This window comes from Psychrobacter sp. H26 (genome assembly GCF_059073035.1).
In genome coordinates, this window is the sequence record NZ_JCACRW010000001.1 from 1,924,026 (window position 1) to 1,944,209 (window position 20,184).

Annotated in this window: 17 protein-coding genes; 9 read left to right on the top strand and 8 right to left on the bottom strand. The window is 44.5% G+C overall.

What is annotated here, in order from left to right; genetic code table 11:
- Nucleotides 1–635 precede the first annotated feature (635 nt).
- The 4 genes from AC5JPT_RS07945 (at nucleotide 636) to AC5JPT_RS07960 (ending at nucleotide 5,019) form a co-directional block, all read left to right on the top strand.
- Nucleotides 636–1,694: a polyprenyl synthetase family protein gene (locus AC5JPT_RS07945; protein ID WP_493857717.1), complete on the top strand. Its 1,059-nt coding sequence runs from the start codon at nucleotides 636–638 to the stop codon at nucleotides 1,692–1,694.
- 71 nt (nucleotides 1,695–1,765) lie between these two features.
- Entirely contained in the window at nucleotides 1,766–2,584 is an 819-nt protein-coding gene (locus AC5JPT_RS07950; protein ID WP_493857718.1) for a DUF72 domain-containing protein, read from the top strand.
- A 32-nt stretch (nucleotides 2,585–2,616) separates the two neighbouring features.
- Entirely contained in the window at nucleotides 2,617–3,777 is a 1,161-nt protein-coding gene (locus AC5JPT_RS07955; RefSeq protein ID WP_493857719.1) for a metal-dependent hydrolase, read from the top strand.
- A 501-nt stretch (nucleotides 3,778–4,278) separates the two neighbouring features.
- On the top strand, nucleotides 4,279–5,019 hold the full coding sequence (locus tag AC5JPT_RS07960; RefSeq protein WP_493857720.1) for an SDR family oxidoreductase: 741 nt from the start codon (nucleotides 4,279–4,281) through the stop codon (nucleotides 5,017–5,019).
- An 88-nt stretch (nucleotides 5,020–5,107) separates the two neighbouring features.
- Here the strand turns inward: AC5JPT_RS07960 and sodB are convergent, their stop codons facing one another.
- Complete coding sequence (gene sodB / locus AC5JPT_RS07965; RefSeq protein ID WP_319051038.1) at nucleotides 5,108–5,737, bottom strand: superoxide dismutase SodB; 630 nt, start codon at nucleotides 5,735–5,737, stop codon at nucleotides 5,108–5,110.
- Between the two features lie 549 nt (nucleotides 5,738–6,286).
- Here sodB and rdgB point away from each other — a divergent pair.
- Both rdgB and tig read left to right on the top strand, forming a co-directional pair.
- Nucleotides 6,287–6,937 (top strand): RdgB/HAM1 family non-canonical purine NTP pyrophosphatase, encoded by a 651-nt coding sequence (gene rdgB / locus AC5JPT_RS07970; RefSeq protein WP_493857721.1) that lies wholly within the window; start codon nucleotides 6,287–6,289, stop codon nucleotides 6,935–6,937.
- A gap of 426 nt (nucleotides 6,938–7,363) precedes the next feature.
- Nucleotides 7,364–8,707 carry a trigger factor gene (gene tig / locus AC5JPT_RS07975; RefSeq protein ID WP_493857722.1) on the top strand — a complete coding sequence of 448 codons (1,344 nt, stop codon included), beginning with the start codon at nucleotides 7,364–7,366 and terminating at the stop codon, nucleotides 8,705–8,707.
- Between the two features lie 168 nt (nucleotides 8,708–8,875).
- On the opposite strand, the gene AC5JPT_RS07980 is transcribed toward tig, so the two are convergent.
- From AC5JPT_RS07980 to AC5JPT_RS08010, 7 genes are all read right to left on the bottom strand, one after another.
- The gene (locus AC5JPT_RS07980) at nucleotides 8,876–9,628 is read right to left on the bottom strand and encodes a HupE/UreJ family protein (RefSeq protein WP_493857723.1); all 753 of its coding nucleotides are present in this window, start codon (nucleotides 9,626–9,628) and stop codon (nucleotides 8,876–8,878) included.
- Nucleotides 9,629–9,697: 69 nt separating this feature from the next.
- Complete coding sequence (ureG, locus tag AC5JPT_RS07985; protein ID WP_493844213.1) at nucleotides 9,698–10,384, bottom strand: urease accessory protein UreG; 687 nt, start codon at nucleotides 10,382–10,384, stop codon at nucleotides 9,698–9,700.
- Nucleotides 10,385–10,441: 57 nt separating this feature from the next.
- Nucleotides 10,442–11,236 carry an urease accessory protein UreF gene (locus tag AC5JPT_RS07990; protein WP_493857724.1) on the bottom strand — a complete coding sequence of 265 codons (795 nt, stop codon included), beginning with the start codon at nucleotides 11,234–11,236 and terminating at the stop codon, nucleotides 10,442–10,444.
- Entirely contained in the window at nucleotides 11,226–11,840 is a 615-nt protein-coding gene (ureE, locus tag AC5JPT_RS07995) for an urease accessory protein UreE (protein WP_319051045.1), read from the bottom strand. The genes AC5JPT_RS07990 and ureE overlap by 11 nt, the downstream gene beginning before the upstream one ends.
- Before the next feature lie 165 nt (nucleotides 11,841–12,005).
- Entirely contained in the window at nucleotides 12,006–14,189 is a 2,184-nt protein-coding gene (gene ureC, locus AC5JPT_RS08000) for an urease subunit alpha (RefSeq protein ID WP_493857725.1), read from the bottom strand.
- A 55-nt stretch (nucleotides 14,190–14,244) separates the two neighbouring features.
- Nucleotides 14,245–14,547, bottom strand: a complete 303-nt coding sequence (gene ureA, locus AC5JPT_RS08005; RefSeq protein WP_443527023.1) for an urease subunit gamma — start codon at nucleotides 14,545–14,547, stop codon at nucleotides 14,245–14,247.
- A 146-nt stretch (nucleotides 14,548–14,693) separates the two neighbouring features.
- Nucleotides 14,694–15,677 (bottom strand): urease accessory protein UreD, encoded by a 984-nt coding sequence (locus tag AC5JPT_RS08010; protein ID WP_493857726.1) that lies wholly within the window; start codon nucleotides 15,675–15,677, stop codon nucleotides 14,694–14,696.
- A gap of 988 nt (nucleotides 15,678–16,665) precedes the next feature.
- Here AC5JPT_RS08010 and clpP point away from each other — a divergent pair.
- From clpP to AC5JPT_RS08025, 3 genes are all read left to right on the top strand, one after another.
- Nucleotides 16,666–17,301: an ATP-dependent Clp endopeptidase proteolytic subunit ClpP gene (clpP, locus tag AC5JPT_RS08015; protein ID WP_319051071.1), complete on the top strand. Its 636-nt coding sequence runs from the start codon at nucleotides 16,666–16,668 to the stop codon at nucleotides 17,299–17,301.
- 204 nt (nucleotides 17,302–17,505) lie between these two features.
- Entirely contained in the window at nucleotides 17,506–18,780 is a 1,275-nt protein-coding gene (gene clpX / locus AC5JPT_RS08020; RefSeq protein ID WP_493844208.1) for an ATP-dependent protease ATP-binding subunit ClpX, read from the top strand.
- A gap of 340 nt (nucleotides 18,781–19,120) precedes the next feature.
- The gene (locus AC5JPT_RS08025; protein WP_493857727.1) at nucleotides 19,121–20,107 is read left to right on the top strand and encodes an SDR family NAD(P)-dependent oxidoreductase; all 987 of its coding nucleotides are present in this window, start codon (nucleotides 19,121–19,123) and stop codon (nucleotides 20,105–20,107) included.
- Nucleotides 20,108–20,184 lie beyond the last annotated feature (77 nt).

Genomic DNA, 20,184 nt, shown 5'->3' on the forward strand with positions numbered 1-20,184 from the left:
GGGATACTTGTGTTGACGCTTGCATCCCATCACACGGCGCTTCATTTATATGTTACAACCACTGATATTAAAATACTGACTGAGACATGCTCCAATACAGATGATCGACCACACTGAGCAAAACTCAATACGATCACTATCGGACCATTTTCACGTCAATTAGTGTAGGGGATTATGCCCCTAGCTGTCACAAGCTAATACCATACTCGCAAGTCACTCTTAAATCACCCGTAGGCATTTACCTTATGCGCAAAGTGTTTTAGTGAATGACTGTATACTGAGTTACTGTTTTGATATTAATTTATCTGGCTTGCCTATGCTGTCTACCACCACAAGGATGATAAACCGTTGCTGTGCTCAATAAATACAACTTACTTAGATTGCACCTTTATCAAAGCATATTCAACCAGTGAGTGACACCATCCATAAGTAACAAAATCTTGTCGCTGTATTTCAGCTTAGCATGTCTTATTTTGGGATCTACACCCATTGTGAGAATCGTGATAAAAAAATGCAAAAAACAATCAATTGATACGGTGTCTCACAAAAGCCGTATAACCTATCATGCTACACTAATACTGTTTTTACCTTATCTCTGATAAGTCTCTACTGTACTCCTAATAAATGGTTGGATTATGACTGTTTCCGTTACTTCTGGCACTACTTCTTCTGATATCACCTCTTTTGACTTTGTTTCTTTTCAAAGCACTGAGCAGTTTCATGGTGCTGTGCGCGAACAATTGGCGCAAGACATCGAGGTATTGTTTGCTTATGCCAAGCTTCCTAGTCCACTGGTCGATGCTTGCCGTTATGTGATGACTGGACAAGGCAAACTGGTAAGACCACTCATGGTTGCCAGTGCTTTTGCCAGTATCAACAGCAGTAAGAGTAATCGTGAAGACGAGCGCAATGATGTCGATATGCTCAACGCTGATCTGGACTCATTACTCGAGAACGACTCAGACTATGATATGTCGCGCCGTGCTGCACTGGCTGTGGAGCTACTGCATACCTACTCGCTAGTACATGATGATCTACCCTGTATGGATGATGATGAGCTACGCCGCGGCCAGCCAACGGCTCATATTGCTTTTGATGAAGCGACGGCGCTGCTGGCAGGAGATGTGCTGCAGACGCTAGCATTTGAAATACTCACTGCAAAGCTGCCAACCTTTGCGCCATTCAATGCGGACATTGCAAGCCAGCTATTGGCAATTTTTGCTCCGCGCGCACGGCGCATGGTGTCGGGTCAAATGCTAGATCTTAATGCCGAAGCCAGTACCAGTATCGCGCAGGACGATTTAGAAGCCATTCACCGCGACAAGACAGGGGCGTTGATCGAGGCAGCTATGCTTATGGGCGGCGTTTGTGCTGGTGCAACAGCCCCGCAGCGCATGGCACTGCAAGAGTGCGCACAACACATCGGGCTTGCCTTTCAAGTCCAAGATGATGTGTTGGACGTCACCATGACGACAGACACACTTGGCAAACCAGCGGGGAGCGATGAAAAGCTGGACAAGTCTACCTATGTAAAACTGATGGGTGTCGATAATGCGACCAGCTACGCGCAATCTCTTTTTAATGACGGACGCGCAGCAATCAGTCGTGAGCTTGGCGGTAACAAAGACAACATTGGCAAAAACAATGATGCTCTACTGGCGTTGATTGAATGGCTCTGGTCGCGTAAAAAGTAGCTTGTCGAATAAGCGACAATAAAAGATATCGTAGTAAATTTTATTACCTCAAACGGCAGTGAGTGGTCAACATGGAGAGTCCCCCTACCCCGCGTATCTATCTTGGCACTGGTGGTTATAGCGATACTGACTTACTCGGTACGCTGTACCCGCAAGGCACCAAAAAGACGGATTTCCTACGTGAATATGCCAAGCAATACGGCGCAGTTGAGATAAACAGCACCTTTTATGCGCCCATCGGGCAAAAAGCCTTTGCGGGTATGGTTGATAAAGCCTACGCCCAAGCAGGTAGTCAGCTCAAATTTTCTGTAAAATTGCATCAAGACTTTACTCATGCACGTAAAGGCACTGCTGAGCATGCACAGGCATTTCTAAACGCTCTATCACCGCTTATCGAAGCGGATGCGTTAGCACCGTTATTACTCCAGTTCCCACACGGTTTTGATCGTACCCGCACGCATCGCCTCTATCTGGCAGAGCTTGTCAGTTGGTTTAAAGATTATCCACTTGCTATCGAGTTCCGCCATAACGGCTGGCACACGCCGCAAGTGGTCGATAGTTTCCAGCAGCAAGGTCTCATTTGGTGCAGCGTCGACTATCCAAAAGTCGGTGGGTTGCCACCATCACGATTGATATTCACTGAGCGCACTGGCTATCTGCGTATGCATGGCAATAACACAGGCTGGTGGGATGCGATGAGCGCAGCTGACCGTCATGATTATCGTTATAGCGAAGCTGAGATGCAGGGCTGGGCACAAGCGATTGCCAATCAGCGTCAGCATTTTGACACGCTCTATATCTTTTTTCAAAACACCGTCAATGCGCACGCCTACTATAATATTGCGATGCTGCGTGAGGTGTTGGCAGTGCATAACTTTGACGTATTATAATTAATCTAAACCCTTACATTAATAAGAGCGCTATGGATTCACTCAGTCAAATCGTCTTGGGCGCAAGCGTACAAGGCACGTTACTTGGCAAGTATCAAGGTCGCAAAGCCTATCTGTACGGGGCAATGCTAGGTACATTACCTGATTTGGATGTGCTGGTTCATTATCCTGACCCCATCAGTGACATGACTTACCATCGCGGCTTTAGCCACTCACTGATTGTCCTGACTGCAGTGGGTATCATAGGTGCTTTGCTAATCAGTCGCTATCATCAATGGCGCAACATGCCATTGCCTTACTCCAAAGCTCGCTTAACGCTAGCCATGACGTTGGCACTGACGACCCATCCGATTTTAGACAGCTTTACCGTCTATGGCACTCAATTACTGTGGCCGCTACAGGAGTCTTTATCGCTGACACCTTTTAGCATTGCGTCAATGTTCATCATTGATCCGCTATATACCTTGCCATTGTTTATAGCACTACTTCTGGGACTTATTAAGGGTAGCAAACTTGCGGTATTCAAAGCAGGACTGCTAATCAACTGTCAACGCTTTACTCTATGGATGCTGCTGCTTAGTAGTAGTTACTTACTGCTTAGCTTAGGATTAAAATACCATGCACAGTCTCAAGCTAAGCAAACTTTGGCAGCGGCTAATATCCATACCACGCGCCTCAAAACCATGCCTGCCCTGCCGACAGTGCTTATGTGGCGTACAGTCGCTGAAGACGATAAAAATAGATTGATTGAAGTACGCGGTAGCGTTTTAGACAGTCGCTTACCTGAGTATCGCTACCTGACGCAGTATGACAACTCGCAGACGCTACGCGCAAACATGCCAGCGCAAAGCCGACCTTATGCCGATCGTCTTGATTGGTTCTCAGGTGACTGGACAGGCTACCGAACTCAAACGATGCTTGATGACGTTGTTGAACCGAATAAACAAGACGCCCAGTTGGTCGTTGATGACCTACGTATGATGGCAGGCGATACGGCGTTCTTTAGTTTTGTATTGGCTAATAAAATAGGACAAGGGGCACCATGGCAATCGATTACGCCTATAGAAGCACCTGTTATCAAAACGGATGGTGAACCTGAAGTATCGCGCATTGAATTGGTGAAACAAGGATTTGTGAGAGTATTCGATGAGTCGGTTATGGATGGGCATAATGGTTGGGAAGTGGTTGAATGAAGGTATCCTCGCTACTCAAACTATAAGTCTAAAACAAGTTCCTAAAAAAGATTTTATTATAAAAGTCACAGGTATTTTAACTACTAAATATGGAGAAGTATTACCTTTCTCATATACTCGAAAAGGTGAAGTTCACTTAATGTCTAATTATTATTCAGGCTTTTACCTGTTAATGCCTACTGTGTAATACCTTCTTATCTTTCTAATCTAGAAATTGAGACTAATAAACCCGTAAAAATCTGACAGCAGCCATAACCTATAAATCAAAAAAAGGACACCTCACCGTGTCCTTTTTTTCATCCAAACCCTTAGCAACTCAAAATTTTTATCTTTCAAACCTATAGAAACCCAGCTCATACATTTCTCTAAAAACAAGCCTACAGAATTGCTCTACTTATCGGTTTTGCACACTGGTAACTTATATCCTACTAATCAAGAGACATTAGTCAAGATGCAACATAAGCGTACTGATATTCAACTACAATAATAGAGAGAATAATAATGACAACCCTAAAAAATAAAGTCGCGATTGTAACTGGTTCATCAAAAGGTATCGGCGCACAGATAGCTATATTGCTTGCAGAGGCAGGAGCTAAAACCGTCATTAATTATGCAAACGATGACGCAGCAGCCAATGATATCGTGAGCCAGATTAAATCAGCAGGCGGTGAAGCTATCGCTGTGCAAGCAGATGTCAGTAATACTAAGCAAGTGGCTACGCTGTTCGACACCACCATCAGTGAATTTGGCAAACCAGATATTTTGGTCAATAGCGCAGGTATAATGATTAATAAACCCATTGCAGAAACCACTGATGAAGACTTTGACCGTATATTTTCTATCAATGTAAAAGGCACGTTTAACACGCTACGTGAGGCGGCGACTAAACTCAATAATGGCGGTCGTATCGTTAACCTTTCAAGCACGACCACTCGCATGATGCTGCCTGCCTATGGCACATACTGTGCAACCAAAGGTGCGGTAGAGCAGCTAACTAGAATCTTTTCTAAAGAAGTTGGCGAGCGCAACATTACTGTCAATGCAGTCTCTCCTGGCCCTACTGACACTGAGTTATTCAATCAAGGTAAAGCTGACGAGACTATCGAAAATCTCGCTGGTATGTCACCATTTAATCGTATCGGTGAACCAATCGATATCGCCCGCATAGTGGCATTTTTAGTGAGCGAAGAAGCGGCTTGGGTGACAGGACAAAATATCGGTGCAAACGGTGGTATAGCGTAATAGCATTTTTCGACTGAAAGTGATCAAACAAAAAAAAGGACACCTTTCGGTGTCCTTTTCTATCAATCAAATACTTAGCTATTAAAGATTATGCTTCAACGCCAGCATCTTGACCTTTATATTTTGCATTTGCGTAGTCCCAGTTCACTAGCTTGTCTAGGAACGTATCAACATAGTCAGGACGACGGTTACGGTAATCTACATAGTACGCGTGTTCCCATACATCACAAGTCAGTACAGCAACTTGGTCATGTGCAAGTGGCGTATCAGCGTTGGCAGTTTTGGCGATTGACAATTTGCCACCGACTTTATCAGCCACTAGCCATGCCCAACCTGAACCAAACTGAGTCAATGCTGCGTTTTTGAACTCTTCACGGAACTTGTCATAGCTACCGAAGTCTTCTTCGATTTTTGCTTTTAAATCGCCAGTAGGTTCGCCGCCGCCGTTTGTTGGCGTCATGCAGTTCCAATAGAACGTGTGGTTCCATACTTGAGCTGCTTGGTTGAATAGGTTTTGAGTGCTTTCGCTTTCAGAAGCTGCCTTGATAATTTCTGGCAATGTTTTGTCTTCTAGACCAGAACCTGGTAGCAAGTCTTTTAGCTTATTTACGTAAGCAGCATGATGCTTATCATGATGGTATTCTAGCGTCTCGGCACTGATATGTGGCTCTAGTGCGTCTTTTGCATATGGTAGGTCTGGCAATGTAATGTTTGACATAATTATTTTATCCTTGCTTATTTGACCACTCATACTGTTTATATCTCGGAAATATATCATCAAAGTTAGTATTTCTGTCGATAGGCAAGCCTAAAAACAGAACTACCCTAAGAAGATGCGTACTAAAGACATAAACAATATCGAGCTAAATTGGCTGAGTTTATTGTTTGAAATGAATTTGATCGCTTAATACATGTTATTGCTTAACACAGTATCACGTATTATTATGAGTCCAAAATTAATCTAGCTATTACTTATTGCTATTATTCTTTGTCTAAAGGCTAAGTGTCTAACCCTATAGACTTTTATTAACTTAATGTTCACAAGCTATAAGATTTTATTCACTGTAGCTTAGAAAGCATTATAGCAACAGTAGCCAATAATATCAGTTACCAAATGTTATAGCCCGCATAATTTGCATAGCAATTGGTTATTCATTTAATGATAATCACCACCATCGTATAGCCATACGCTATCAAGCATAATACAGTCACAACATAGCTATCAAGGTCGATCAAATCATCGCTACTCACCTAACGGAATGTCTATATGAGCACTACTGACCCCTCTTTACTTTCTACTGAGTCGACCTCCGATGACCAATGGGTACTCGCCAGTAATAATAAAGGCAAATTGGCTGAATTCAAAAGGCTATTTGCAGAAGCAAATTTAAACGTAACGATTGTTCCGCAAGGTCAACTCGATATCGAGGATGCTGTTGAGGATGGCTTGAGCTTTGTAGAGAACGCCATTATCAAAGCCCGTCACGCCAGCCGTATCAGTGGGCTACCTGCTATTGCTGATGACTCGGGACTGTGCGTGCCTGTACTAGGTAATGCGCCAGGTATCTACTCTGCTCGCTATGCTGGTGAGCATGGTAACGATAGTAAAAATAACGCCAAACTCATCGCTGACTTACAGCTTATTCGTACTGAGCACGCGAGCGAGCCTGTTAAAGGTATGTTTGTGTGCGTGCTAGCTATGGTGCGTCATGCTGATGACCCGCTGCCGATCATTGCTCAAGGTCTATGGCACGGTGAGATTTTGGAGACGCCGCATGGTGACGGCGGTTTTGGTTATGACCCATTATTCTGGTTACCTGATTTGCAAGCCAGTGCCGCAAGCCTCAGTGCGGGTGACAAGAACCGCATCAGTCATCGTGGTCAGGCGATCAAGCAGTTACTAAAACAGTTGGCCTAAACTTGCCCAACTGACTGGATAAGCGTACTTAATAAAAACAGCAACATAAGAAAACATGGCGTTAAAGAGATAATTTTTACTTTAATAAACAGATAGATTATACTGTTCTACTTTTAAAATTTTGTTGAAAGCCGTTATTTGGCTGTATAATTCACCAAAAAGCGTTATTATGCGCTGCATTAACGGTTTATGATTGATATTTGGTAGTGTCTGCAACTTGGACAGCGTTATCTTAATGAGTATCAGCGGCGATGGCTACTGGTGCTGATTTTGAGGTTGCGGGCTTATCACTATCCCCTATTTTTATTCCAACGGCAACCGGTTGTACACGCCCGTAATTTGAGGCACGGTTTGTCTATTACCATTTAACCCTAAGTACTATTTCATTAATCAAACGTACTACTTAATCCTAAAGGTGTAATGAACATGGCTACAGATTTACAAGTCACAACCAACAAGCTATCTAATAAAGAAACTCAGCTCACGGTTAAAGTACCCGTTGAAAAAATTCAAAACAAAGTTGAAGGCCGTATTCGCCAAGTTGCGAAAACTGCCAAGATTGACGGTTTCCGCAAAGGTAACGTCCCTATGTCACACATCCGCTCACAGTATGGTGCTGGCATTCAACAAGAAGTTATCAACGATGTCATCCGTGATACTGTATTTGAAGCGATCAAATCTGAAGACATCCGCGCTGTTGGCATGCCTAACATCGACGACGTAAAACTTGAAGATGATTTCTTGGTATATCAAGCGACTGTTGAAATCTTCCCAGAAGTAGACGTACAAGGTATCGATGAGATCGAAGTTGAGCGTCACACGGCACAAGTGAGTGAAGAAGACGTCGACACCATGATCGAAAACCTACAAAAGCAACGTGAAGAATTCGTTGAGAAAAAGGGCATGGCGGCAAAAGACAACCAAGTGACTTTTGATTTTGAAGGCTCTATCGACGGCGAAAAATTCGAAGGCGGCTCTAGCGAGGACTTCAAATTGGTTATCGGTAGCAACCAGATGATCCCAGGTTTTGAAGCGGGTATTAAAGGCATGAAAGCTGGCGAAGAAAAAACTATCGACGTGACTTTCCCAGAAGACTACCAAGCTGAGAACCTAGCTGGTAAAGAAGCTCAGTTCAAAATCAACGTAAAATTGGTTGAAAAATCTAAGCTACCTGAAATTAACGAAGAGTTCCTAGAGCTATTTGGCGTAAAAGAAGGCGGCGTTGAGAAGTTGAAAGAAGACGTACGCAAAAACATGGAACGCGAAATCAAAAATGCAGCGCGTAGCCAAGTTAAGCAAGCGACTTTTGACGCATTGTTAGAAAAGAACGAATTTGACGTACCAAACGCGATGCTAGAGCAAGAAATCGAGCGTCAACGCAACATGATGATGCAACGTTTTTCTCAGCAGTTCGGTGCGAATGCTGATAGCTTCGATAAAGACATGCTACCAAATGAGCTATTTGAAGAGCAAGCGCTACGTGCTGCCCGTCTTGGTATCATCGTTGCCCGTGTTATCGATACCAAAGGTCTAGAAGTAGATCAAGAGCGTGTTGAAACCTTCATCAAAGAAGCCGCTGAAAACTACGAAGATCCAGCAGAAGTTATCGAGTACTACACCAATGACAAGCAGCAGCGTGCTAACATTGAGTCTGTAGTACTAGAAGACCAAGTAGTAGATTACTTGATCGAACAAGGTAAAGTCACTGACAAAGAAGTTAGCTACCAAGACTTGCTAGCCGCTCAGCAGCAACAGCAGCAAGCAATGTAATTGATACGACAAGCTGTCTTTTTAGATATGCTGTAGTCTATTATCAAAACTAAAATGCGCCCCCGACCTTTTGATCGGGGGCGCATTTTTTGTGGCATTCGTTAACTAGATGAAATTAGTCGCAACTATCGAACCTACAAGCATCGTACTTGTACTATAAAACGCGCCTTATACCAAAACAGGCGCAAATACGGCGCTCAACCCTAGCAGTACTACCCCGCGCTGTAACCATAAGCTATCGCTAAATCGTTGCTGCAACTGTTGACTAACTAGCGTACCAACTGCATATAGCGCTAGCATCGTGACCATCATCCCTGCATAAAAACCCAGCTGACCGCTCACACCAACATTCGCTGGCACTTCAAGCGCATGTGCCAACCCGTGAAAGACTGCTAGACCACCAAAGCCAAACAGTGACAACTGCTGAATGTTTGGCATACGGGCTGTATGGGTCTGCGCAGAGAATGCTTCTTGTCTGCTTTTTTGACTCATCAAAACCATTGCCAATACGACTACCGATAATGATATGGCGACTTCGATCAGCCCAGATGATGCCGCAAACCCAATACCACCGACCAAGACACCAATCGTGCCCAATATTGCACCCAACGACAATCCTGCCGTCAATGACATCATACCTAGGCGCTGCTTTTGTAGTCCATAAAACAACATGCCCATGCCTACTGCCAAAAACAGATGATCAAGGCCAGTCACTGGATGCATTAGTCCTGCTTGCAACGTACCTAAGAACGATGGCGCTTGCGCAGTATTCGAATGAATATGCCCTGAGTGTGCTTGCGCCAGCGACGGCACCACAGACAACATTGCCAGTGTCGATGAACCAACTACGAGACTACGAGTAGACAACCTCTGTGAAAATTTAGCATTTTTGACATCAAGCTCTTTTGTATATCGTGTCATGTGGTTTGTTCCTTTTTATTCATGTTGTATTTTCAATGGTGAAGGATTCGGACTAAGGATATGCCTAAGCTACGCAAGCATGCCGTGCTCTTTGATAAAGGCAATAATCTCATCTAAACCGTCACCTGTTTTCATATTGCTAAAGACAAAAGGCTTATCACCGCGCATTTTTTTGGCATCGCGTTCCATTACCTCAAGCGACGCGCCAACCATAGGCGCAAGATCGGTCTTATTGATAATCAGTAGATCAGATTTGGTAATACCGGGGCCACCTTTACGCGGTATCTTGTCGCCTGCAGAGACATCAATGACATATAAGGTCAAATCAGACAGTTCTGGGCTGAAGGTCGCGGCCAAGTTATCCCCACCTGACTCGATGATGATCATCTCCAAGCCGTCAAAGGTCGCTTGCAGCTCGGCAATGGTGGTCAGATTGATAGACGCATCTTCGCGAATGGCTGTGTGCGGGCAGCCGCCTGTCTCAACGCCACGGATACGCTCAGCTGGCATGGCGTTATTACGGGTTAAAAACTGTGAATCTTCTTTGGTGTAAATATCGTTAGTGACAACTGCCATATTGATCGTATCACGCAGGTTTTGACATAGTCTCAAGGTCAAAGCAGTTTTACCACTGCCGACTGGCCCGCCAATACCAAGGCGTAAACACGATAAAGCAGGCTGATGTGAGCTCTCACTATCAATAGCTGAGTCGGGTATGGCTTGAGTATTTTTTGGTTTTATTGGGGTTAGAGACATCGTAAGCTCCTTAGAGGATTCATATAGGAATAATTGTAAATAGAAACAAATGTAAAATTATGAGCGGAACAACCGGCTGTATTGCTCCTCATGCATACTCGAGAGGATAGCTAGATTGGGCAAGTTGTTAGAGATGTTGAGGCTCTCATAGAGGTCTTGACACAGTTTTTGACAAACCTGATCTTCATTCATATCCAAAGCATGGGTAGCGTTTGCTGACGTGATTACATCATCAAAGGCTTGTTTTACGTCACCGCTCAACGCATCAACTTGAACGCCGAGATCGTTTTGTAATTGCCATAAAATACGTTGACCTGCCATCTGTCCTAGCGGTACGGTCTTTACAGCGGCGAGCACCATATTCTCTAATTGCGCAAATCCATAGGTGGTCATTGACTGCGCTAGTGGTAGTTGCCAATGCTGAGCAATATGAGCGAAAAGTGGCAAAAAGCCATCTTCAGGTAGCTCTGTAGGTACGCCCAGATTTAAAACTTCATTAAGCCAAGATACCATCGCCTGTGCCAACTGCTGGGACTCAAGCACAAACTCTTTACTCTCGAGGCTAGCGTGGTAGTCATGTGCTACCTCGTTTGCCAGCGCCTCATGTCCTCCACCGAGCGCACACATTATTAGCCCTAATAGTGGTAGCTCGTAGCCAATCACTGCAAGCTCTAAATAGTCCTGCATAAATGCAAGTGTGCTGGCTTCGTCAGAGATAACCCCTGACTCAATCGCTGACTCTACACCTTGCGAATAGGTATAGCTCCCGATTGGCAAATTACTTGATGCCAGCATCAATAGCTGTCCCAGTTGGACGGATTGAGTAGATTGCGTGCTGGTATTAACCATCATGTGAATGACCTACAGATGCCTCATCATGGTTATGGGAATGACTGTGTGAGTCGCTACTCGAATGAGAGTGGCTGCTTGCATGTGAATGAGAGTGCGCGTGAGAATGGCTATGTGCATGCCCTTGTCCTGTCTGATAGGCCCCTGTCTCAGGCTCGAACGGTACGGACGTGGACTCAGTATATAACCCTAAGTTTTCGAGCATTTGAGCCAGCACATGATCGTTTTCAAAATACAGCGCATAGCCTGCATCATCCTGATCAAAACTGTGCTCAAACATCAACGGCACATGACGATTGCCCAAATGATAAGCGCCTTTCATGAGTAAAAAATCATCGTTGGCCGTCACTTTAGTCACTGCTTGCGGTTTGGCGATGATTTGTATCAAGTCTCCTGCTGCATTACTAAGCACATCATTTCCTTTTAACACCCCTGTACGAGGCAGATCAATACCAACAGCTGTGCCTGCTGCAGTAACTGCTCTAAAGCGTGTATGCTGTCGCGTGTCAAAGTCCAGTAGCAGGTAATCATCCGCTTGATACTGCGCTGTCAGTTGCGCTTGTTGTGTGTCGTTAGGTGCGCTTAAACGGGTATTAAATATTTTCATAAATATAAGGCTCTGTTTACTGTTGCTCAAACTATCGGTCTATAACTTGAATGGTAAAAGTGGTGGCAATAAAGGCAAGATCACACTCAAAACACCCCCTAACCATTGGCATACATGGTCTATGGTTCGCTCTTTTGAAGATCCTAAAAACGTGCGTCATAAGGACTAAAATAAAAAGTAACGCTGCGCCATGGGTAGTACCTCAGCTGGCTCACAAGTAAGTGTCTTACCATCAGCGCGTACCTCATAGGTCTCAGGATTGATGTCCATATCTGGGCAGTAGCTGTTGAAGCGCATGTCGCTTTTGCGAATCTCACGAATACCGTGTACAGGCTGAATAACTTTGGTTAACCCGAGTTGCTTATCTACTTGTTTGTCGATAGCGGCTTGCGACATAAAGGTAATGCTAGTTTGGGCAACCGATTTTGGATACGACGCAAACATAGGACGATAATGCACAGGCTGAGGCGTAGGAATAGAGGCATTAATATCACCCATCGGCACCGCAGCGATGAGACCACCTTTGATGATGCACTCAGGTTTTACCCCAAAAAACTTAGGCGACCACAGCACCATATCTGCCCACTTACCAACTTCAATTGAGCCAACCATATCGCTGATACCATGCGTAATTGCAGGATTAATCGTATATTTTGCGATATAGCGTTTGATACGAAAGTTATCGTTGTCTGTACTTTGGTCGTAGTCTGTCAGAGTAATGGATTGATTTTGACGTTCTGTATCTGCTGTCGCATCTGGAGCAAGATGCCCGCGCTGAACTTTCATTTTATGTGCAGTCTGCCACGTACGAATGACCACTTCGCCCACCCGTCCCATCGCTTGCGAGTCACTACTCATCATCGAAATCGCACCCAAATCGTGCAATATATCTTCTGCGGCGATGGTTTCTTGACGAATACGGCTTTCGGCAAAGGCCACGTCTTCTGCGATAGCTGGGCTCAGATGATGACAAACCATCAGCATATCGAGATGCTCATCAATGGTGTTGACGGTATATGGACGCGTTGGGTTGGTTGAGGATGGCAGCACATGCGACTCGCCAATCGCCTTTAGAATATCAGGTGCATGACCACCGCCCGCACCTTCGGTATGAAAGGTATGAATACAGCGATTTTTAAATGCGCCTAGCGTGCTCTCAAGATAGCCACTTTCGTTTAGCGTATCGGTATGGATGGCGACCTGCACGTCATAGTCGTCAGCGACGCTCAAACAGTTATCGATGGCTTGCGGCGTCGTACCCCAATCCTCATGGAGTTTCAGTCCGACCGCCCCTGCTTCGATCTGCTCAGCAATCGGTTTGGGAACACTCACATTGCCTTTACCCAATAGCCCAATATTCATAGGGATACTATCAGTAGATTTTAGCATTGAGGCAATATGATATGCTCCTGGCGTACAGGTGGTAGCGAGTGTTCCTTGGGCAGGGCCTGTACCACCGCCCAGCATCGTGGTCACTCCCGACATCAGCGCCGTCTCACACTGCTGGGGCGCGATGAAATGAATATGACTATCAACGCCCCCTGCAGTGAGAATCTTTCCTTCACCAGCGATGATCTCAGTCGCGCCGCCAATAGGGATATCGATGGCAGGCTGAATGTCAGGATTGCCCGCTTTACCAATAGCACTGATACGACCATCTTTAATACCGATATCGGCTTTATAAATGCCTGTATAGTCCACAACTAATGCGTTGGTAATCACTGTGTCAGCAACTTCTGCCCCTAACAACTGCCCTTGCCCCATACCATCACGGATGACTTTACCACCGCCAAACTTGACTTCCTCACCCTTGATCTCTGTGGTTTTGCTAATAACCTCATCGCTTTGCGACGTCTGCGTTTGATCCATATCTGTGTGACTGGTCAAGTCCGCCTCAACCTGTAACCAAAGCTCCGTGTCAGCAAGGCGTACTTTATCACCAGTGGTCGGACCGAAATGCTCAGCATAAATCTGCCGGCTTACTCGCTTTTGCGAAGTGGTTACTGGTGCTTTGTCGTGAGACGTATCTGATTCTTCATTTGGCTGTGCATTACCCATGACGCGACCCGCAAAACCGTAGACTTCCTGTTTGCCTGCGTAGGCCACCAATTCTACTTCTCGCGATTGTCCTGGCTCAAAACGAACTGCTGTCCCAGAGATAATATTCAGGCGATATCCACGGGTCGACTCTCTATCAAAACTCAGCGCATCATTGACCTCGTAGAAATGATAATGCGAGCCAATTTGGATAGGTCTATCCCCAGTGTTGCTGACACTGATGGTCTGCACCTGTCGCCCCTGGTTTAAGATAATATCGCCATCTTTTATATTGTATTCACCTGCTTGCATAGGAGCCGCCTTATTTTGGAGTAATCATTTCGGTGGTAGACAGTGATAGACAGAACTACACGATGGGATGATGCACGGTGACCAGTTTGGTACCATCAGGGAATGTCGCCTCGATTTGCACCTCATCGACCATCTCTGCCACCCCTTCCATAACGTCATCGGCAGATAGATAGGTTGCCCCTTCACTCATCAATTCAGCAACTCGCTTACCATCTCGAGCTCCTTCCATTAGCAACATACTGATATAAGCGATGGCTTCTGGATAGTTCAGCTTAACACCGCGATTTTTGCGGCGCTCAGCGACCATACCGGCCGTAAACAGCATGAGCTTGTCTTTTTCTGTTGGCGTCAGATGCATGGCAGATCCTTGTTATATTTGTGATTATTATTTATAGCAGACTAGAGATTAGACAACATTGCATACTGCCCAAAACAGACGCAGCATCACTCAGCTTCGGTAATTAGCTTCAGTACTCTTCAACTTCGGTGATAGCAAATGCAAGCTTAGGTGTCCCAAATACGCGGGCGACAAGGCTCAAGCTGCCACCAATGCTCACGCAAAATCTCTCTAAGCTGATAAAACGCTTCAAAACAGTCGCGCACATCTGAGCCAATATAACGGATATTAACCGCTTGACTGTTATGAGTGCAATAGACGGGTAGTTCAGCTTGAGCGATGACTTGACGTAATGTCGCTATGGTGTGGTCTAGATAGCGCGTTAATGCTTGTTTGGTAGCTGCTTGTGCCGTCTCGTCTGATTGCGTTGGCTGAGAGGCAGACAGTACATGATTGTCATGCACATCGCTCAAACTTGGCACTGCCCAAAATGACCCATAAATATGATGGCTCGCTAGTCCCAAGTTTGAGGTGAACCAACGACTTTGGGCAGACTGATCTACACGTTCAGCAACGACGACTTTACCTTCTCGGTAAATGCGTAAGCCAGTATGATAACGCCCTTGTAGGAACTGTTCATCATACGCTTGTCGCCCAAACACGCTGATCTCCCAGGTTAGCAAGCTAGAGGAGTCAGCTAAATCAAAGCGACTCGTCGCATGCATATTGGCTTCGTTATAAATAATGCTCTCTTGTGGCAACCACTCCAAACGAGTATCTGCTTCAAGTTTGGCCTGTACATCCTGACTGGCATAGGTAGCCATCTCGTCTGTCACGGTATTAGCTGGCAATTTACTATCCTTGCCATACCATTTACCGGCGCCTGGGGTAGTGATAACAGCATGGCTGCCCTGATCTAAACGTAAGTCTATCGTCAGGGTATCACCGCCTGCAATACCTGCTGGCGGATATAGCATCAATATATGACAAATACCTTGTTGTACACTCGGTTCAGGATAAAGCGCACGCTGTACCATAAGCGCGCCTGTGTGCTTTCGGTGATATAGCCGCGTCTTATCAATAGATGCGCCTTGGGTAGTCGTACGTCTAACAGCGTCAAAACTCAATGCTAAGGAGGAAGCCCAACTCATCTTATATACTCATCAAATATGATCTAGCGTCTTACACAACCATCATTATTTAGCAGTTGCAACTAGAGTGCTGTCAACATAAAAACTAGGTCACATAACGTAAAAAACCATCAATACTACTATTTATACAAGCATTGTGCCAATTTGTATCGGCCTAGTGCTGTAAAAATCAGTCTGTCTATCCAACACCGTGATTTTGCATTGGTTTTTGTTTCCTGTATTCGTTTAAGAAAACAGTAATATTAGTTTGGCTATTTTTTACCCTATTTTGCAGCTCGTTATACATGGATAGTTAGCTATATTTGCACCAAACCATGGCGCTCTAATGAGTATATGCACCATTTTTCAGCAGAGATAGTACCCTATATATCATATGGGTAATTGCTATTACTTGGACATATCCTATTCATTCTTAATGCCATACTAAGCATGTTCTGAGCATATTTAATTGCAAAATAGAATAAAAGACTGCATTGATGACTGCCCACTCATAAAACCGACTAGGGCGTGTCCCTATTTTAAAAATGGTGATAGAAGTTTGAATTAGAGACGCGCCTTAGCAAGATAGGTAGATTGTAATGCTATTAATCAGGTATTCTATGTTAAAAGTAGGCTGGCATGAGACTCAGAATATCTGTATCAAGGCGAAATACTATAGTAATCATTTGAGTCAAACATTGTGAAAAACGCTGTAAAAAACACTTAAGCCACTACTGACTTTATTCACATATTTTTTATCAAAAAGTTCTTTTTTAGTTCATACAGAAAATATAAAAACAGAGGATAGTTATTTTTTCCTCTATTTTGTGCACAAACCGTTTTTATAGGCTTGAATAGTGGGCACAGACCCCCTATAAACTATCCATTAGTTCAAAACCTACTAGACAATAAAATTACTCAAACCATTTTTATTTTATACTTTTATCGATAGGACCTCTCTATGACAGATTATGATCGCATCACTGCTAACCCACATTTTGATATGCTCATGAGTGCGCACAATGAAGTACAAAGCGCGCAAAACATTCAAAGCGCTTTAGTACCAATGGTGGTCGAGCAGTCTTCGCGCGGTGAACGCTCGTTTGATATTTTCTCACGCCTATTACGTGAGCGCGTTATCTTTTTGACTGGTCAGGTCGAAGACAATATGGCAAACCTTATCGTTGCACAGCTGCTATTCTTAGAAGCTGAAAACCCTGACAAAGATATTCATTTATATATTAACTCTCCAGGCGGCTCAGTAAGTGCAGGCTTAGCAATCTTTGATACTATGAACTTTATCAAACCTGAAGTATCGACCATCTGTATGGGCGGTGCTTATAGCATGGGTTCATTCCTATTGGCCGCGGGTCAAAAAGGCAAGCGTTACTCACTTGCCAATGCGCGTGTCATGATTCACCAGCCATCAGGCGGTGCGCAAGGTCAAGCGACTGATATTGAAATCAATGCTCGTGAGATCCTTAAGACTCGTGCCCGTCTAAACAAAATCTTAGCTGAGCGTACTGGTCAGCCAATCGAAAAAATTGAAAAAGATGTTGAGCGTGATTATTGGTTAGATGCTGATGAAGCAAAAGAATACGGATTGGTTGACGAAGTATTAGAGCGTCGCCCTGAATCTTTGTAATCTACCGATAAGTATTATGCCTCTCAAATGAGGGTGCAATCATAAAAATAGTTATAGTCTGTTTGTATTATGGTAGATCAATATGTCGCTCATACCTGATAGCTCATATCTGATAGATAGTAAGCAGGTATGAGCGTTTAACCAATATAGCCATCGATGTGACGCAAATAGACTAACCAGTTTTAAACTTTAGGAGCGCCTTTTATGGCAGAAGATAATACCCCGCAGTGTTCGTTTTGCGGCAAAGCCAAAAGTGATGTACAGCAGCTGATTGCTGCCGACGATGCCAATATCTGTAATGAATGTATTGAACTATGTACGGATCTAATCGCCGATAGCGCAGAATATAGTGATGACGATAGCGAAGTGGATACCTCGTGGGTCAACAAAAAGCTACCAACGCCAAAGGAGCTGCGTGCCAAGCTTGATGAGTACGTCATCGGTCAGGACGCTGCCAAAAAAGCCTTGTCTGTTGCTGTTTACAACCATTACAAACGTCTAAAAGTTAGCCAAACACTCGCCAATGACAGCAAAAAAGCCAAAATCGGTGCTGATGACGCTATGGTAGAGTTGGCAAAGAGTAATATCTTACTGATTGGTCCGACTGGTTCTGGTAAGACATTGCTAGCCCAAACCTTGGCTCGTTTGCTTGATGTGCCTTTTGCGATGGCTGATGCCACGACTTTGACCGAAGCAGGTTATGTCGGCGAAGACGTAGAAAACATCGTACAAAAGTTACTACAAGCCTCTGACTACGATGTGGCCAAAGCTGAGCAGGGTATCATCTATATCGATGAGATCGATAAGATCAGCAAAAAAGGTGACAACCCGTCGATCACTCGTGATGTATCAGGTGAAGGCGTACAGCAAGCGTTGCTAAAGCTTATCGAGGGTACGGTTGCTGCGATTCCACCGCACGGTGGTCGTAAGCATCCACAGCAAGAGCTGATCCAAGTTGATACCAGCAACATCCTAATCATCGTGGGCGGCGCGTTTGCTGGACTGGACAAGGTCATTCAGCAGCGTACAGAAAAAGGCGGTATCGGCTTCAACGCTGATGTTAGCTCAAAAGATGACAGTCGCCGCAGCTCGGACTTGCTACAAGAAGTTGAGCCAGAAGATCTGATTAAGTTTGGTCTTATCCCTGAGCTGATCGGTCGTCTACCTGTACTTGCAGCGCTAAAAGAGCTTGATGAAGAAGCACTGGTACAAATCCTGACTGAACCAAAGAATGCACTGGTCAAACAGTACAAGTATTTGTTCGATATGGAAGGGGCTGATATCAGCTTTACGCAAGAAGCGCTTGATGCTATCGCCAAAAAAGCCATGGAGCGTAAAACTGGTGCGCGCGGTCTACGTTCTATCGTAGAAAACGCTTTGCTTGAGACCATGTACGAGCTGCCTTCTATGGAAAACGCCAAAACCGTTATGGTTGATGCAGAAGTTATCAATGAAGGCAAAATCCCTAAAATTGCTTAATGTATATCAAGCCTTAGATAACTAATTATTAGTAATGAGCTATTCAAAAAAGCGCCTAGCTAAATAAGCTAAGGCGCTTTTTTTATGCCTATTTATCATCTGAATTATCTGAAAAACTCTCAATTGGGCTTCATATCGTAATAAGACGTAGCGACATCATATTTTAGAGATAATGGACCATCTCTCACAAAATGACAGCCGCGTTTATCAATCGCAAGTAGACCTCATCATGAATCATGCTAATGTAGATAGTCTATTTCGACCTTTATTCTATTGCTGCGCTTCAATATTTGTAGTAACTACGAATACTCGTTATTAATAATACAAAGGACTGTTTATTATGCTCACTCATGTGACCACTATGGCGACAGCATTGCGCCAGCACCTGCCATTTTCTTCCCACACAGACTCACTAGATGATGCTGATATTGCTGCTTATTATCGTAATCATGTCGCTGCCATCACGGGCGCAGGGTCTGGTATGGGACGTGAGCTGGCGATTCATCTAGCAAAAATAGGCTGTCATCTTGCGCTATCAGATATAAATCCTGAACAGCTGGCAGAGACCAAACAGTTACTCAGCGGTTATGACATCAACATTACGATGACTGTGCTCGATGTATCAGACAATAAAGCTGTAGAATCGTGGGCTGATAGTGTCATGAGTGATCATGGCAAAGTGAACTTTATCTTTAATAACGCAGGTGTAGCGCTCTACTCTACGGTTGAAGGTAGCAGTATCAGTGAGCTTGAATGGGTAATGAACATCAACTTTTGGGGCGTGGTCTATGGTACCAAAGCCTTTTTACCTTTGATAAAAAACAGTGTGCAGCAGAGTCAGTTGAGGGAGCATGGTCATATTATCAATATCTCAAGTCTATTTGGGCTGACAGCGCAGCCGTCACAATCTGCCTATAACTCTAGTAAGTTTGCGGTACGCGGCTTCACAGAGAGCTTGCGCCAAGAGTTAAACATCCAGCGCTGCGGGGTATCAGCAACCTGTATTCACCCAGGTGGCATCAAGACCAATATTGCCAATAGTGCGCGCGGTAACGAGAGCATCCATGATATTGGCATGAGCACTGGACCCAAAGCCATCAGAAGCTTTAATAAGTTCTTAAAATTCGATGCCAGTGAAGCCGCTTGGATTATTTTGCATGCAGCAGCGACCAATCAGCAGCGCTGCTTAATTGGTAATGATGCCAAAATGATTGACGCCATTCAGCGGGTATTTCCATCGCACTACAGTCAAATCCTAACTGAATTTCATCAGCTGTCTCTCAAGCTAAAGCCGCGTCGCCATAAGAAGCCTAAAGCAGTTGAGTAATAGGCTATGAGCATCCTTTGTAACATGACAGTTGAATGACCCTGTATACAAAAAGCCCAGCTACGATAATAGCTGGG